Origin of the sequence: Janibacter cremeus (assembly GCF_013409205.1) — a bacterium.
GTDB lineage: Bacteria > Actinomycetota > Actinomycetes > Actinomycetales > Dermatophilaceae > Janibacter > Janibacter cremeus.
Genome location: NZ_JACCAE010000001.1, coordinates 3,278,159 through 3,294,655, shown reverse-complemented (window position 1 = coordinate 3,294,655; position 16,497 = coordinate 3,278,159). Strand labels below are relative to the sequence as shown.

The following is a 16,497-nucleotide window of genomic DNA, read 5'->3' as shown; positions in this document are numbered from 1 at the left end:
GTGCACAGACTAGGCGCTACGGGGCATGAATCTGCAGGAGAGCGCACTTGCTCTGGCACCAAGTCGAGTTCCCCTGACCTGCGACGCAGTGCCGCGTAGCCTCGCTGGTGTTGCTGCTACGCCCACGCCGGTCGGCTTGAGTCTGCAGTCATCGTTGTCTACGACGGGTGACGGGAGGAGGGCGTCAGAGTTCGACGCGGGGGCACACCACCCGTGTACCCATCCCCAGAATGCTCCGGTGAGCTCGGCTGCGCGCTACCCGACCGCCCGGTCGGTCGTCGTCGCCCACACGGCGACCCAGAAGGCCAATCCGATCCCGACCAAGGCCGTAGCCACAGTTGGGTAGCCCACGCTCGTCCCGATCCACCCTGCGGCCAAAGGGCCGAGGAGGCCGGCGACTCCCCACCCGCTGAAGACCAGTCCGTACGCGGTCCCAAACCGCTCGGAGGGCACGGCATCCGCGACCACCAAGGGCACCAGGACTGAAACTGCGCCGTACTGGGTGCCGAGCACCAGCAGGCCTGCCAACGTTGCGGCAGGGTGTGCGAACACAGCCACGAGGAGCAGGGCGAGGACCAGGACGAGGGCGGTGGCGTGCAGCGTCAGGACGTGACCGACGCGATCGGCGATGGGTCCGGCAAGCAGACGACCCGCGAGGTTCCCGGCATTGAGGAGGACAACCGCGATCACGACGAGGTCCGCAGACCGGGCGAGTCCGCCGGCGTGCCCGAAGGCAATCAGAGCCGGGGCGCTGCCGAGTGCGAACATCGCCCATGCTCCGACGATCGCCCGGCCGTGACCACGAACCGAGCTCTGCATCGTCGACGGGCGCGGTGCGTCCGTGGACCCATCGGTGCCCGGGAGCAGTGCACTGGCTCCTACCAGCAGGACCCCCAGCACCACCGCCAGCGCTGCGAAGGTCGCCGTGCGCCCGATCCGGTCCCACAGCATGTTGACGATTGGGGTGAGGACCACCGCACCGGCGGCATAGGCACTCACCACCAATGCCAAGGCGCTGCCCCGGCGGCCCACGACAGTGGCGGCCACTCGGACCGCAGTCGCGTAGCCGAGACCCGTGGCCAGACCCAGCAACACACCAAAACCGATCACGACCACGGCCACGGCCTGCGCAACCGAGGTCAGCCCCAACCCAGCGACGACCCCGCAGGCCACGAGGAGCGTCAGCGGTCGTGGCGCGATCCGGTCGGCGATCCGACCTCCAGCGAGCACCCCGACGGTGAACGCAGCCAACCCGACGGCATATGCGAGACCGAGTGATCCGGCAGGTACATCGATATCGTCGGAGAGACGATCACTGAATGAACCCCACACGAACAGGGGGCTGACCGCGAGGTCCAGCAGGACCGCCCCAACGATCGCGCGAAACTCTGCAGTCACCAAGGCGACCGTACACGGACTGACGTGTGCACCCGGGATGCCGCCGGTGGGCCCGAGCTCTGGCAGCAGAGCATCGCGATCTGCCACGTGCACGCCCAGCTGCTTCGCGGGGACCGCAGAGTTCGGCTGGTCGGAGGCGTACAGTTCGAAGCCTGCTGATTGTGGGTGCTGCACCTTGGATGAGAGCGGGTGGAATGTGCTTCTCCGTCGAGGCTGACTTGGTGGCGGGCGTGGCGCTGCTGCCCGTCGGCGTCGCAGCCCTGCGCGAGGTGCGGCACCTACGCGAAGTGCCGTTCGCTGCACTGCCGCTGCTGTTCTCGATGCACCAGTTCGTCGAGGTCCTCGTCTGGCTCGGCAATGACGGTGGGGTGTCCTCGTGCGTGCAGTCCACGGCCACCTCCGCCTATGTCCTCTTCGCTCTTCCGGTGCTACCGACGCTGGTGCCGCTCGCAGTCCTGCTGCTCGAGCCTCGTGGGTCGCGGTTGAGAGTGGCGCCGTTCGTCGTTCTGGGTCTCGTCGTGTCGGCCTATCTGTCCGTTGCGGTGCTCGACGGCCCCATTGATGTGGACGTGCGCGCGCACGCGATCGTCTACGGCGTGGATCTCAACCATGGGATCTGGTGGGCCATTCTCTACGTCCTGGCCGTCATCGGTCCGTCGATCCTGTCCGGATACCCATCGATCGTCGCGTTCGGTGTGGTGAATCTCGTGGGCCTATCTGTCGTGGCGACCCTCTACGTATCCGCGTTCGCGTCACTGTGGTGTGTCTTCGCCGCATGCAGCTCCCTACTCGTCCTCGTCCACATGCGCCGACGAAGGCGCCTACCCGATGCCCACCGCCTGCACGGACATCCGCTGCTGCCATCTGATGCCACCGTCTGAGAGTCGGCCCAACCGGTGATGGTCCGCCCAGCATGACGGCTGTCGTCCGGCGGACACACGGAACTGCGCTTGGGCTCCCACACAACAAAACCTCGGTCAGATCGAGACCTGACCGAGGTTTCGTGAACCGAAGCCCACCAGCTTCGTGAACTTCACGTGTTACGTGTGAGGGGTTCACGAAACGCCTGTGGAGCGGGATGCAGAGCCGTCCAGGAAGGCTCCCCCCACCAGGTCTCTGCACTTGCCCCCAAATATCTAGCGTGAGCACAATACTTTAGATGGTGGCCTCGGCCAGTCAGTTGGTGGCCAACCGGCCATTGCCCACCGCCTCTCCGGTGCAGCGATGGCCCCACAGCCTGGGCCGGCCGACCTGGCCGAGCCGTCCCCGCCTCCTCGACCCCGCTGCATCCATGTGTGCGGCGCGAGCGACCTTGGTGGGGCCGGGGCCGCCGTCGCCGAGGCTCCTGATCGGTCACGACCCGGAGACCGCAGACCTCCCCCAGGCCTGCAAATCGAGCTGTACGTGGACGGGCAGGAGTACGTTGTGTCCCGCCGGTTCGGTCTCGTTGCAATCGATGCTTCCACCAGGTCCGGGCGGCTGAGACCGCCGGCGACTTCGCGACCGCACTGGTCCGCCACGTGAGCGTGGCTCTATTGCGTGCAGCACGAGTCTTAGCGGTATGTTCCATGAGGTGGCGACTCCACTGCACGCTGCGCTCGGCGACCTCGATGCTGAGTTGAGCCTTGCTCTCGTTGAGGACGCCTGCGCCCAAGGAACTGCCGAAACGGACCAGCTCGATTGGAAGCGTGACCTGCCCCTTTCTGTAGACAGGGTGAGTGAGGACGTACGCACACAGCAGATGAGGGAACTCGCCAAGGATCTCGCGGCGATGGCCAACGGCCGTGGTGGTCTGCTGGTCTACGGCGTCGCGGAGGATGGCGGCAACCGGGCCAGCGAGATCGTGAGCGTGCCCGATCTTAGCGATGGCACCATGGTGAAGAAGATCCGTCAGGTTGGGTATAACCTGGTCCATCCGCCGGTGCAGATCACATGCCATCACCTCACCGATGGGGAGCGGCACGTGCTTGCAGTGGATGTCGTGGAGAGCGACGACGCACCTCACCTGGTCTCGCCCAAGAAGGGCGGCACCGAGGGTTGGCTCGTCGCGCCCTACCGTTCCGGGCCCGAGACGATGAACATGGTGGAGAAGCAACTTGAGGCCGCATACCGGCAACGGTTCGAGGGTCGTCAGCGCAGGCATCGGCAGTTGCGCGAACTGCACGGGGAACTCGTCACCCGGCACGTCGGTGAACAAGACCTTCGATCCGGCGCAGTGGTGGCGCTAGCCCAACCCATCCAGCCACGCAGTGGGGTCCTCCCTGGCACAGACCCGGATGTCACAGCCTTGCACATAGTCACATCCGCGGCGCATCTTGCCACGAACATCTGCGACGCGCTGAAGCGAGTTTCCCCCTTTCCGCCGGTGCTCGCTCAAGATGTTCGTTACGCGCGGCGATCGCTTCGCCGGCACTGGTTCGCTGCCGAACGAAGAAGGACTCCATCCCCCGCTGTACTTATCGGCCCGTCCGCCAAACTCTCCGTGGAACTGCACGACGACGGCACGGTAGGGATCGTTTGGCGCCGCGGCGAGGTGTACAGCTTCACGCGGAGCACTGAGACGACTATTCCGACCCCGTCGCTGGCCCACGACGACGTGGACGGCGTCACCTTGCTGCTCTTGGCCTTGGTGGAAGCGGTCTCTCGCGAGTTGAACATGGTCAGTGACTACCAGGTTCATGTGTCCATCGAGCCGCGTGCCCCCCTGCATGTAATCCCTGAGGATGGCCGAGCCGATGAGGACTACCAGACGGTGCCTTCGCCGCCACCGCTCGAGTCGGACTTGCGGATGACGAACGGTCCCGCGCGCCGGGCAGCCGACTTCCTCGCCCTGAGCCTGGACATGAGCAGCATGGTCGAACAGCGGTACTCGATGCTGGAAGGATTCTGGCAGTTGCCATTAGGGACTCGGGTCGACCACCCGGCGCGGCTGCTCGCCCAGCGCCTTCTTGGCGGGGCACCGAACCACCCCGTCACCGACCAGCCGATGTGACTGTCGGCGCTCAGCGTCCCCTTCCGACATCGGCGGGGCTCGGCTCACTATTCCCCAGCCCCGCCGTGCGGTGCGCGCCCCAGGCCGTAAGCCCTCTGCAACGACCCCAGCGGTCAACGCACCATTCCGACGATTCCTCACGATTCTGCGACCTTGGTCTGACCAAGGCTTCGTGGTTGCGGGTGACGCCGCCGCAGTTGGCTGTCGTGCCGACAGCAAGTGGGTCGGGCGTGACCCGGCCACCGTATGAAGGACCGGATAAACCGGATAGAGCAGACACTCCTATCCGGAGTTATCCGCTTGACGTTGTCGGCTCCCTATCGTCGTGGCTCTGGTGAGCGTTCACCACTACCCGGGGCTTGGCCGTGGCAGCCCTCCCCAGGCACAAGGCCGCCATCATGCGTGAGGCCGGAGAAAGCTTCCTCACCTCACGCTTGGGCCGCCGTTCTTGCTCGTTCGACCACTGCTGAGTGCAGTGTGATCCAACGCTCTCGTACGCTTGCCTGCGAATCTATCCATTGAACTTGGGCAGACGGCACCGGGTGGCCCATTTCTTCGAGAAGGATCTCTACCGGAATCCACGCTCCGTTGCGGTGGTCAACGGCCAAGGTGGCCTGTCGGGCGAGCTGAAGGAGCTCTTCGGACCCCAGAGCCCAGGCGCGAAGTGCTAGAAAGTGCGCGAGAGCCGAATAGCGGTCGTGGCTTGATATATTTTCTCGTAGTTCTTGCTCCACCTGAGCGCCGATGTGGTTGTCGAAAAGGTTCATCTCGCCCCACACGGCGATCGCCTTACAAACAGCCCCACCGTGACCTGCTGCCTCGGCTTCGTCGCGCACACGGTGTACGTCATTTCCGGTGGCCTGACCGAGTAGGTGCTTGCTTCGCAGCCAACTGCCGGTGAGTTCGACTTGGAAGCGCCGGCTCACGGCTCTGGCTATCCTTCGCTCGTACATTTCGGGGTATCCCGTGTATATGCCCTCGCGGGCACGGACCATGAACTCGACCGTTTCACGCCTTTCTCCGGGCAGTTCCTCTGCCGCGGCGATGGCGTCGCGATGCCGCCGGTCGATCGCCAGGGTTACAGCACGCTGAAGGGAGTAGAGCGCGGGTCGCTCCGCACCCTCCGCGACCAACGTCTCGAACACCCCGAGGGCTTCTTCGGTCCGCCCCAACGTCCGCAGACGGTAGCCGCACCAAACCTGCGCCGACTCGGACACAACCGTTCGGCTCTCGCCCAGTTCCCTCAGCACCTTGATGTTTTCGTTGGACACCGGCTGACCGAGCGCCCGGATGTAAGCAATGAACGCCTGAACTTCCTCGGAGGCGTCGATTGAAGCGGCTGCAGGGAGGTCAAGTCCCCGGTAGTGGTGTAGCGCTGCGTGATCCTTCGGGGTGGGGTTAGGCGGTCAGGGCGGGCATGGTTTCGGCTCCGATCTCGGGGTCGGTGGTGGTGATGAGAGTGACGCGGCAGCGGGCCAGGACGTCGAGGCCGAGGTAGCGCCGTCCTTCGGCCCATTCGTCGGTCTGTTCGGCCAGGACGGCTCCGACCAGACGCACGATGGCGTTGCGGTTGGGGAAGATCCCAACGGAGTCGGTCCGGCGTCGGATCTCGCGGTTGAGGCGCTCCTGGGGGTTGTTCGACCAGATCTGGGTCCACACGTCCTTGGGGAAGGCTGTGAACGCGAGGATGTCCTCCCGCGCGCCGGCGAGGTGCTCGGCCACCTGTGGGAGCTTCTCGTCGACGTACTCGATGAGCCGGTCGAACTGGGCCTGCACGCTGGGTGCGTCGGGCTGGTCATAGACACTGTGCAGCATCGCCTTGACGGCCGGCCACATCGACTTGGGCGTGACGTCCATCAGGTTCGCGGAGTAGTGGGTGCGGCATCGCTGCCACGCGGCGCCGGTCAGGTTCGCCGCGATCGCTTCCTTCAACCCTTGGTGGGCGTCGGAGGTGACCAGACGTACCCCGGTCAGGCCGCGGGCGGTCAGGTCGGCGAAGAACTCGTTCCATGCGGACCCGGTCTCGGAAGTGGCCACGCGCAGTCCGAGGACTTCGCGGTGCCCGTCGGCGTTGACCCCGGTCGCGAGCAGTACCGAGGTGGCGACCACGCGCCCGCCCTCGCGGACCTTCATCGTCAGCGCGTCGGCGGCGACGAAGGTGAACGGTCCCGCCTCGTCAAGGGGGCGGTGGCGGAAGTCCTCGACGATCTGGTCCAGGTCGGCCGCCATCCTGCTGACCTGCGACTTGGACAGGGAGTTGATGCCGAGGGTCTTGACGAGCTTGTCCATGCGGCGGGTGCTGACGCCGGCGAGGTAGCAGTCGGCGACGACGGTGATCATCGCCGACTCGGCCCGCTTGCGGCGCTCGAGCAGCCACTCGGGGAAGTAGCTGCCGGTGCGCAGCTTCGGGATGGCGACGTCGACGGTCCCCACGCGGGTGTCCAGGTCGCGGTGGCGGTACCCGTTGCGCTGCGCCGAGCGGCCCGGTGTGGGGCGGCCGTACTCGGCGCCGACGACGGCGTCGGCGTCCGCGGACAGCAGCGCGTTGATCATCGTCTGCAACAGCGAACGCATCAGATCCGGGCTTGCTTCGGTCAGGGCTTCACTCAGCAGGCCCGCAGGGTCGACAATGTGTGGTGCGGTCATCGTGATGACTCCGTTCGAGGATTCGGTAGAAGGTTGACTCGAAGGATCACACGGTGGCCGCACCTATGCCCTCAGGGGCACCTAGTCTGCCACCGCGCTACACCACTATGCGGGACTCAACTTGCAGGGACGAGCGCGGACAGTCCGCGGGACGTGGGTGAACGCCTAACGCCGACGATCAAGCGTTCGTCCCAAACCCGATTCTCGATTGCGATGTTGATGGCCAAAGCCAGCGCCAGCACAGCCGCCCGATCCTGCCCCTCACGAAGTGCCGTATCGAAGCGATCGAAAGCCTCGTCCAGAGCGAGTCGGGCATGTCTCTCCCAGTCCTGCTCGACCCAACCGCTGTTGACATCGCTACCAGCCTCACGGACGACCGAGCGCAACTCGTCGTGTATCCGGTGTGGGTAGACGGGACTTGCATCCGGCAGAACGATCGATCGCTGGACAAGCCGGCGCACCGTGCCCACGGACACTTGGCCAGCGTGTGCCACTAGCTGTTCATCGAAGTAGGGCAGCAGACAAGCGGCGTTGAACGCTTGTCGCTCATCGTCAGGAAAGCCTCGCATCAGCTTGTTGACAAGTTGCGGAAACTTACCCCCGAGGTCCTCCATCGTCAGGGTCCCGCGTGACGCCCGATTGCGTGCGACTTCCACGATGGCTTCGAGATGCAGTGGCCACCCGCGTGTCAGGTCATACAGGGCCAGTGGGACATCAGGACCGACGCTCGCCCCTACGGATGTGAGGGCGCGTTGCAAGTAATCGAGGGTGTCAGCCTCAGACAGGTTTCCCACCAAATGCTGCCTGGGCTCGCGCTCGCGGGTCCCATCGAGCAGTAAACCCGGCCATGTGGCCGCTCCTCGGCGAACAAGATGGATCTGTTGCTCCTCGTGCCACCTCAGGCTGTCGCGGCCGGTAACCACGAAGAAAAGGTATGGCGAGGCCGACACCAGCCTGTTGAGTGCGGCCTCCCCCGTTGCCTCGTGCGAGACCTGAACGCGCTCGAACGTGTCGACGAAGACCACGATCAGCGGTCGCTCACCTGCGGGCATCCGGTCGATGGCGACGCTCAACATCTCGAGGATCCGCGCACATAGTTCAACGCCCTGCTCAGCGTCACCCGAGTAGCGCTCGCAGTCTTCGACCAGTGATTTGAGCCCGTCGAACTCCCGGAAGGCGGCCCGCGCCCTGCTCCCACTCACAGCCTTCGACACGAGGGTGTGCCCCAGCCCGGTTACCACCGCGGCGCCACCGCCTCCGCCCGCCAAATCGGCTGCCGTTGCGGCATCGGACAGTAGGCCGCTCAAGACATCTTGCACTGAAAGCACTTCTTCGTTCTTATGCCTCAGGATGATCTGCTGGCCAGGTCGAGCTTGCTGAGCAAATGCGACGAACGGCAGGTCGAAGGCGGGCCAGACCTGCCGAACCTGCCTCAGCCCACGCCGCAGGTGCAAGAGCATCCACAAGGGGTCTGCTTGGCCGTGAGAGGAGTTCAGGTCCCACCTAACGGTCGCGCTGACGTCGCCAATAGGCGAAACACCCCAGCTCGGCGGACTCGGACGACCTTCGATCCACTCAGCAAGCTGAAGCGACAACTCGGTCTTGCCTACTCCACCAATGCCGTAGAACATGACGACATTTTGCAACTGATGCCAAGTAATTTCCTCGGCATCCATGCGCCTGCGGTGCTCGCCCAATCCGGCGGCAAATGCTTGGGACTCTCCAGTTCGATTCACGAACGTGAGAGGCGCATCGTGCGAAGGTACGGCTGAGAGTGGCATCGCAATCCTTTCGACCCCGTAGCAACGGCGAAAGCGTTGATCGATTGGGATCAGGAGCCGGCACTGTACTCTGACTCTCCTCCCCCAGATGCTTCTTACCACAGAAAAGATTGCGCTTTTAGCCTCGGACAGGAGCCATCGACGTCCAGCGCACCGCCGTGACTCAGGGCGCTATCCCGTCGACGGGCTTTTCGGGACTCTCCGAGATGTGGCAATCTTGCCCGCGGGATCTGTCGGGCCGACTAATTTCCCAAGTGAGGGATCTCAGAGGATCCGCTTGAGGATCAGACAGCTTCCGGCGTTCACAGTCAACCGACGTGCGGTTCCCAAGGCACACAGGCGATGATTGGGGATGGGGACTTTGGCGGCTCATCCCAATCGGGGGTGTAGAAGTTGGGGTCTGAAGCCGCCGGTCTCGAGCAGGCTTCGGGCGATGTAGTTGGTCAGGTTGCGGAACCCGAGTGCGGAGCCGCGGAGGTGTTCGAGCCGTCCGTTGAGCGCCTCGGTCGGCCCGTTGCTGGTGCCGGGTCGTTCGAAGTAGGCGAGCACGTCAGCGGCTCGCTTCTTCAGGGTCCGGCCCAGGGTGGTGAGCTCGGTGAGCACCTTGGGGACGCCGGCGCTGAGGTCGGTGATCAGCTTCTCCATGAGCTCGCGGCCACGTTGCCGGTCCTCGTGGCGATAGGCGGCGATCATGCGCTGGTAGACACCCCAGGTCGCCTCGACCTCGACGTGAGCGTCATCAACGAACAGCGCGCGTAGCCTGTCGCTCTGCTTGTCGGTGAGCAGGTCCGCGCCGGTGTGCAGCGTGCGCCGCGACTTGTAGAGCGGGTCGTCCCTGAACCCACGGTGCCCGTGGATCGCGAGTTGGACCCGGCGCCGGCACCTGTCGAGGGCGTCACCGGCCAAGCGCACGACGTGGAAGGGATCCATCACCGTGACCGCGTCCGGGATCTCCTCTGCAGCGGCGGTCTTGAACCCGGTGAAGCCGTCCATCGCGACCACCTCGACCGCGTCACGGAAGGCGTCGTCGCGGTCGGCGAGCCAGGTCTTGAACGCCGCCTTCGACCGGCCCTCGACCATGTCCAGCAGCCTTGCTGGGCCGGCGCCATCGCGGACCGGGGTGAGGTCGATGATCACGGTGACGTACTTGTCGCCACGCCTGGTGTGGCGCCAGACGTGCTCATCGACGCCAATGACCTTCACGCCCTCGAACCGCGTGGGGTCGTTGATCAGCAGCCGCTTGCCTTCGGCCAGGACCGCGTTGTTGGCGGTGTCCCACGCGACCCCGAGTCCCTCGGCGACACGGGCGACGGTGAGGTGTGCGACCACGATCCCTTCCAGCGCCCACCGCAGCCCGGTGCGCGAGAGCTTCGCGCGTGGCTCCGCCGCGGCGCTGGTGTCTTGGCGCCACACGTGTCCGCAGTCGGCACAGCGGTAGCGGCGCACTACAACTTCCAGCACGGTCGGTCGCCAGCCCAGCGGCTCGTGGGCCAACCGCCGGATCACGGTGTCACGAGCAGCGCCTTCGCTGCCGCACCGTCGGCACCACTGATCTGGTTCCACCACGCGGCACGCGAGGACCGCACGATCCGGTTCAAGTCGTTGCCCGGTCACGCTCAGACCGAGGCCGTCGAGTCGAGCGAAGGCGGTCAGGTCAGGGCGGCCGAAGCCGGCCGGCGGGGTAGCGTCGGACACGTCGAGGTCTTTCGGATGGATGGCGTAGGAACCTCCGTCGTCGGGAGACCTCGACGTCTATCTGCGGACCGACGCGCCCGGCCGACCTACACCGTCATCTGGGAAGACCCCTGGAACGTCTTCGACGACGACGGGACCGGCTAGGAGGAGGGCGCGGTGAGCTAAAAGAATGGAGCTTGCTCGGCTTCGACGCCGCCGCAAGCTCCGGTGAAACGGTCGGTACTGGTCGGTCGTCGTCGGTCACCACCGGATGGCGGCGCCCCCCACTCTCGGCGTTTGCGCAGGTCAGCGGCTCGTTCGCCCAGTGGGCGCATCAAGCGATAGACGCAAAGCCGACGTGATTAGGTCGTCGGTTCGGTTCTGGTGGTCGCGCGATGCGCTGGCCTCACGGCTCTGCCCGACGTCGCTCTCCTCTGCGACGGACCCCTCGCCGGCTGAGCGCTCGCGGCCGGCATGCTGTCCGTGTGCCGATAGGCCTCGCTCCGCTCGGCAACGCGGCGTGGCGTTGTGTCGCGACCTGGACGTGCGAGGTGTCAACGGTGCGTCGGCGCAGCGATCGTTGTGTGCGCAGCGAGATGTTCCATGCCGCACGGGCGACGCGCACGAACGCAACGCCCCGGAACGCCAACGACCCGTCATCGCTGCGACGCGCAACGCGTCTCCCGTCACGGCAACGGATCGCAACCAAGACCCGCCCACGGCGCCTAGCGGGACGGAGGGCAAGATGACACAGTTGCGCTGCCATGGAACCGCGCTGGCTCTCTCGATGACCACCGGTGAACCAGTGCCGCTCCAGGCTTGCGCCTGGTGTTGCCTGGCCCCCCTCGTGATCGGCCCGTCGGGGATCGTCAACGTGGTGCGGGTGTCGAGGCGGTCGGGTCCGACGGCTCGGCGGGGCGCGATCGTCTCGTGCGTTGGCGGACTACGGGAGCTTGGACGCGAGGACGTCGGCCGCCAGGATCTCGGGTGCTGCGCCGAGGAGGTGCTGGTTGGCCATCAGGGCTGCGACGATGGCGCCGTTGGCGTGGGCGTCGCGAGCGGCCTCGTCGGGGAATGCATCGAAGATCCAAAAGGTGTCGGCGTGGGTTCTAGCCGCGAACCAGACAATCGTTCCCACTTCTTCGTTGGCGAGTGCGACAGCGCCGGCGAGCAGATCGGCGAGCGCGTCGTGCTGTCCATCGGCCGCGACGATCTTGGCGACGAAGGCATACGGAAGTGATGCGGGTGTGGACATGAGGGGTTCTCCTTGAAGTCGGGGTTCTTCGTGGGGCGAGTTCAGCGTATGACGAGCGAGGGCCGATGGGGAGTGGCGTATACGACAGTATTGCTATTGTTCGCGCCATGCGTATCGGACTGATCGCGATCGACGGCTGCTTCGGTTCGGCTGTCGCGTCGGTCATCGACATCGTGCGGGTGGCCGACGGAGCCCGCGGCGATATCGACCCGCGGATCGACCCGATCGAACTCGCCATCCTCGGACCGAAACGGCGAGTGACCACGACGGCATCGATGACCCTGTCGGTTGACCACCCGCTGTCGGAGTCCGGAGAGTTCGACGTGGTCGTCGTCCCTGCGCTTGGAACCCTCACGGCCGCCGCTACCAACGACGCCCTCCAGAGCCGAGATGCTCGTTCGGTCATCGCCTCGCTCGGGCGCCTCGACGACGCGACCACCCGGATCGCCGCGGCGTGCACCGGCGTGTTCGCCGTCGCCGAGACCGGACGGATGCATCATCGGCGGGCGACGACCAGCTGGTTCCTGGGGCCGGAGTTCCTGAAGCGCTATCCGACCGTCGCCCTCGATCTCGACACCATGGTCGTCGTGGACGGGAACCTCGTCACCGCCGGCGCCGCGTTCGCCCACATCGACCTCGCGCTCTCACTCGTGCGATCGATCAGCCCCGACCTGGCCCAACATGTCGCCAAGCTCCTCATCATCGACGAGCGTCCGTCGCAGGCGGCCTTCGTCGCCTACGAACATCTCCGGCACGAGGACCCGATCGTCGTCGAGTTCGAACGCTTCGTGCGCGCCCGCCTGGACGAACCGTTCAACGTCGCCTTCGTCGCGCAGTCGCTCGGCACCAGCCGGCGCACCCTCGAACGACGAGTCCGTGCGGCGCTCAACCTCACTCCGCTCGGCTTCGTCCAACGGCTTCGCATCGAACGAGCTCGGCACCTCTCAGCAACCACGGACCTCACCTCCGCCGAGATCGCGCTACGGGTCGGCTACGCGAACGCCGAGACTCTGCGCTCCCTCCTGCGCAGGGAGCGACGCCGTTCCTGACCTATCGCCATGCCTGTAGCCGGTGTCCTAGCGCCCGGTTGGAACCACCTCTCAGCACGTCGCGTCGACGCTCCTGCGTCGCCCCTGGACGACCCACTCGACACGCCCGCAGCACAGGCCATGTGACGTGCCCCGGCTTCCCGGCCGGTCGGGGTTGGGTGGCTGTGATGTCGCTGCGTTCTCGTCGAGGGGGTCAGCAGACCCGATCAGGGTCGATTGGGATGAGACGCGAAGGCGGTCAGGTCAGGGCGGCCGAGGCCGGCCGGCGGGGTAGCGTCGGTCACGTCGAGGTCTTTCGGATGGATGGCGTAGGAACCTCCATCGTCGGGAGACCTCGACGTCTATCTGCGGACCGACGCGCCCGGCCGACCTACACCCTCATCTGGGAAGAGCCACTTTGGCTGATGGCGCGGCATGACGGGCTGTCCCAGAAGCTGGGTTCACTATTTCTTGGGATGCGTCGCGCGCGGAAGTGAACCGCATCAGCCCTTGGAGCGGAACGCCCTGACGACGCTGCCCTTGGCTAGCGGTTGCGCCACCGCCCGACTGATAATTTCGAGACGCCGTCAGGGGCGCCGCGAGCCATGCCGTATTAGTCCTTCACGCTGACGCCCGTGGCATCGACCCGCATGTCCCCACCTTCGAGAACCTCGACAACCATCTCTTGACGACCCCGGACATCGACCACCTCAGATAACCGGGCTGCCGCACGAAGGCCAAATGCAACATCCGTGACCACCCGCTCGACGGCATGCGACTCGGCCAGCCTCCGTTGGAACGGCGTTGACGTGATCGGCTCGCGAGCGAGCGCTTCCGTGACCTCCAAGAGCCTCTCTTGCCGACGCGCATTCGTCTGCAACCGTCGCTTCAAGGAGTCTTCGAAGGCACCCATATCGGCATCCCCTGACGACAGCTCAGCCTCCGCCGATGCAAGTAGCGCAAATTGACTATCCAGAACCAGAACACGGTAGTAGTCGGCGATCCGTTGGGCGTAACGGCCAGGCTCTTGGTGCAGGTCCCTCATCCCGACCCACTCCTCGAACTCAGAGATCGGTACCCCATCCGGATCCAAGCGGTCCAACTTCCGCGCCTCGTCGATGAGCACGGCCGTCTGCCCGAGCTGAGTGATCCATCGCTCTTCGCGAGCCAATAGCAGCCTCAGTTCACTAGCCGTCGAGTCCAGTCCCAGCGAGCGCGGTGGCGCCACAGATCCCGCAATGGCAGCTTGGCTCTCCTCGATGGTCACCGCCGCTACATCCAGAACTGCGCGGTCCCTGCCATCCGCTCGCTCATTCAGGCGATCGACGCCGTCTTGGATCCGGTCAAGCTTGGCCACCAGTTCCTGTTGCGCCATGTACTCCGCCGCAATAACCACGGCGGCAATCCCCGCACTCGCCGCTACCATCCCAGCCTTCGCCACCGGCAATAGGCGCGCCTGACCCGAGATACCCCTGCCGCCGCTCCGCACCATTCCCCGATATCCACCCCCAATGGCTGGAACGAGCTGGTCCAGGCTGGCACCTGTGGGCAGCTGCACCCGAAAAAGATCACCTGCCCGTGAGTCGGCCACGCTGAGGATCGGTTGCAGCGCTCTGGCCAACGACGACGAGGCCGGGTACAGGATGCCCCTACCTTCGGCCTGCCTGATGCGCTCCACCGTGGCCGCTTTCCCCGCTTCGAGCCACTGCCACGGACCAACGTCGGCGGGCACCTTCGTGGTCGGCACGACGTGAACGACGTGCTCATGCTCCTGCATACCCATAATGACCCCCGTCGAGGTAAGTCCTTACCCTGTCGCAGACAATAGCCGCACACACTGGCACTGGGATACGGCTGCCACGCTTGGTCGTGTCGCAGCGCGATCCGCGGCCACTCGCTCATAGCGTGGCCACGCCCCGCTCCCCCGGGGGGCAAGCTGCTGAGCCATGCCCAGTGTCGTTCGCGACGCCCCCTCTTTCTCCCCCCGTTGAAGGGGCATCGTGCGCTCAGCGGGTGTGTCCGGTGAACGGTGTAACCGGCATCTTCTTGTTAGAGGTTCTCCGCGGCCGGCATGCGGTCGGCGAAGGTGACGGCGAAGGCGTTCAGGGCTGGCTTCCACCGGGTGACCCAGCGTGCCTGCCCGGTGCCCCTGGGGTCCAGTGACCTCGTGACCAAATACAGCGTCTTGAGCGCTGCCTGTTCGGTCGGGAAGTGACCCTTGGCGTTCACCGCCCGCCGGTAGCGCGCGTTCAAAGACTCGATCGCGTTAGTCGAACAGAGCACTCGGCGGATCTCGACGTCATAATCCAGGAACGGGATGAACTGCTCCCACGCGTCGCGCCACAGTCGGGATATCGCCGGGTAGGCCTTGGCCCATTTCTCCTCGAACTCCTCGAACGCGGCCCACGCGGCCTGCGGTGAGGGCGCCGTGTAGATCGGGCGCAGGTCGCGGGCGATGTGGTCCCAGTACTTCTTCGAGGCGTACCGGAACGTGCCTCGGATGAGGTGGATGATGCAGGTCTGGACCGTAGCCAGTGGGAAGACCTGGTTGACCGCGTCCGGCAGGCCCAACAGGGGCGTCGCAGACGATGAAGAACACATCGCCCACGCCGCGGTTCTTGATCTCGGTGAGCACGCTCATCCAGAACTTGGCGCTCTCGCCGTGCCCGGCGGTACCGGCCCACAGCCCGAGCACGTCTCGTCGACCCTGCAGGTCGACGCCGATCGCGGCGTAGAACGGCCGGTTACCGACCTGCCCGTCACGGACCTTGACATGGATCGCGTCGATAAAGATCGCGGCGTACACCGGCAGCAGCGGCCGGGCGCACCACGCCTGCATGTCCTCGAGCACCCGGTCGGTGATCACACTGACCCGATCCTTGGACACCGAAGCGCCGTAGACCTCGGCGAAGTGGGCGCTGATCTCTCCCGTGGTCAGGCCCTTGGCGTACAACGAGAGCACGACCGTGTCCACATCGCCCAAGCGGCGTTGCCGCTTGCGGACGGTCTTCGGCTCGAAGCTGCCCTCGCGGTCACGGGGGACCTCGATGTCGACGGCTCCGACGTTGTCGGTGGTCACCGTCTTCGTGCGGGTGCCGTTGCGGGAATTGCCACTCCCACGACCTTCGACGGCGTGCTTGTCGTACCCGAGGTGATCGTTCATCTCCTCATCGAGACCGGTCTCCAGGACGGTCTTGGTCAACGTCTTCAACAGCCCCTCTGGCCCCGTCAGGTCCTCACCACGAGCACGGGCGGCCTTGACCAGCTCACGCACCGCGGCCTGCTCAGCCTGGGCTGTTTGGGACTTCTGCACGGTCTTCTTCAGCGAGCTCATGCCCGCAAGGTTCTCGGTCATCACGACCCCTTCCCGCCGACCTACGTCGGCGTGTCGGGCCGGTTACACCGTTATCCGGACAGTCCCCGCTCAGCGCATTACACAACGCGGAGAGACATCGCGGCGGAGACGATTGTGCGTCGAGCTCCACTGTTGGACGGTTCACAACTGCCTGACGCATGGAGAAGGGGCGAAGGTAGTCGCGCGGATGCTTGTTCAGATGAGAAACCAGAAGGCCGGTTGATCTCGTAGGGCTCCATGGCCGCGGTCTGGACTCGGGCCCGTTCGGCACGGCCGTCTTGGTGACGACGCGTGCGGCTCCAACAAGACGCTCCTGAGGACGTCAAGCGTGTGCTCAGGCGAGGTGGAGAGTGCCGAGGGGCCCCATA

At 65.4% G+C, this 16,497-nt stretch carries 10 protein-coding genes and 1 pseudogene; 3 read left to right on the top strand and 8 right to left on the bottom strand.

What is annotated here, in order from left to right; all coding sequences use genetic code 11:
- Positions 1-255: 255 nt before the first annotated feature.
- Positions 256-1,398 carry an MFS transporter gene (locus tag BJY20_RS15565; protein ID WP_185992360.1) on the bottom strand — a complete coding sequence of 381 codons (1,143 nt, stop codon included), beginning with the start codon at positions 1,396-1,398 and terminating at the stop codon, positions 256-258.
- Positions 1,399-1,577: 179 nt separating this feature from the next.
- Here BJY20_RS15565 and BJY20_RS15560 point away from each other — a divergent pair, with 179 nt between their 5' ends.
- Together BJY20_RS15560 and BJY20_RS15555 are read left to right on the top strand one after the other, a co-directional pair.
- Positions 1,578-2,279: a DUF6629 family protein gene (locus BJY20_RS15560; protein WP_343062945.1), complete on the top strand. Its 702-nt coding sequence runs from the start codon at positions 1,578-1,580 to the stop codon at positions 2,277-2,279.
- Positions 2,280-2,971: 692 nt separating this feature from the next.
- A complete protein-coding gene (locus BJY20_RS15555; RefSeq protein ID WP_185992358.1) occupies positions 2,972-4,390 on the top strand; it encodes an RNA-binding domain-containing protein in 1,419 nt (472 codons plus the stop codon).
- Between the two features lie 428 nt (positions 4,391-4,818).
- Here BJY20_RS15555 and BJY20_RS15550 read toward each other — a convergent pair whose 3' ends face one another.
- The 5 genes from BJY20_RS15550 to BJY20_RS15530 all read right to left on the bottom strand — a co-directional run bounded on the left by BJY20_RS15550 (position 4,819) and on the right by BJY20_RS15530 (position 11,746).
- Positions 4,819-5,661, bottom strand: coding sequence for a hypothetical protein (locus tag BJY20_RS15550; protein WP_185992357.1), 843 nt, complete (start codon positions 5,659-5,661; stop codon positions 4,819-4,821).
- A gap of 127 nt (positions 5,662-5,788) precedes the next feature.
- Positions 5,789-7,036 carry an IS256 family transposase gene (locus tag BJY20_RS15545; protein WP_185990375.1) on the bottom strand — a complete coding sequence of 416 codons (1,248 nt, stop codon included), beginning with the start codon at positions 7,034-7,036 and terminating at the stop codon, positions 5,789-5,791.
- 116 nt (positions 7,037-7,152) lie between these two features.
- The gene (locus tag BJY20_RS15540; protein WP_185992356.1) at positions 7,153-8,712 is read right to left on the bottom strand and encodes a hypothetical protein; all 1,560 of its coding nucleotides are present in this window, start codon (positions 8,710-8,712) and stop codon (positions 7,153-7,155) included.
- 474 nt (positions 8,713-9,186) lie between these two features.
- The gene (locus BJY20_RS15535) at positions 9,187-10,512 is read right to left on the bottom strand and encodes an ISL3-like element ISPfr2 family transposase (RefSeq protein ID WP_026138135.1); all 1,326 of its coding nucleotides are present in this window, start codon (positions 10,510-10,512) and stop codon (positions 9,187-9,189) included.
- Between the two features lie 922 nt (positions 10,513-11,434).
- Positions 11,435-11,746: a putative quinol monooxygenase gene (locus BJY20_RS15530; RefSeq protein WP_006247389.1), complete on the bottom strand. Its 312-nt coding sequence runs from the start codon at positions 11,744-11,746 to the stop codon at positions 11,435-11,437.
- 107 nt (positions 11,747-11,853) lie between these two features.
- On the opposite strand from BJY20_RS15530, the gene BJY20_RS15525 reads away from it, so the two are divergent.
- Positions 11,854-12,795 (top strand): GlxA family transcriptional regulator, encoded by a 942-nt coding sequence (locus BJY20_RS15525; protein ID WP_007079305.1) that lies wholly within the window; start codon positions 11,854-11,856, stop codon positions 12,793-12,795.
- A 592-nt stretch (positions 12,796-13,387) separates the two neighbouring features.
- On the opposite strand, the gene BJY20_RS15520 is transcribed toward BJY20_RS15525, so the two are convergent.
- A complete protein-coding gene (locus BJY20_RS15520) occupies positions 13,388-14,557 on the bottom strand; it encodes a hypothetical protein (RefSeq protein ID WP_185992355.1) in 1,170 nt (389 codons plus the stop codon).
- Positions 14,558-14,823: 266 nt separating this feature from the next.
- A pseudogene (locus tag BJY20_RS15515) lies at positions 14,824-16,108 on the bottom strand (IS256 family transposase).
- Positions 16,109-16,497 lie beyond the last annotated feature (389 nt).

What these genes read in the sequence shown, in the direction of transcription:
- BJY20_RS15540 (WP_185992356.1), bottom strand. Translation starts at nt 8,712, where the DNA reads ATGGATGCCGAGGAAATTACTTGGCATCAGTTGCAAAATGTCGTCATG.
- BJY20_RS15545 (WP_185990375.1), bottom strand. Translation starts at nt 7,036, where the DNA reads ATGACCGCACCACACATTGTCGACCCTGCGGGCCTGCTGAGTGAAGCC.
- BJY20_RS15520 (WP_185992355.1), bottom strand. Translation starts at nt 14,557, where the DNA reads ATGGGTATGCAGGAGCATGAGCACGTCGTTCACGTCGTGCCGACCACG.
- BJY20_RS15530 (WP_006247389.1), bottom strand. Translation starts at nt 11,746, where the DNA reads ATGTCCACACCCGCATCACTTCCGTATGCCTTCGTCGCCAAGATCGTC.
- BJY20_RS15560 (WP_343062945.1), top strand. Translation starts at nt 1,578, where the DNA reads ATGAGAGCGGGTGGAATGTGCTTCTCCGTCGAGGCTGACTTGGTGGCG.
- BJY20_RS15525 (WP_007079305.1), top strand. Translation starts at nt 11,854, where the DNA reads ATGCGTATCGGACTGATCGCGATCGACGGCTGCTTCGGTTCGGCTGTC.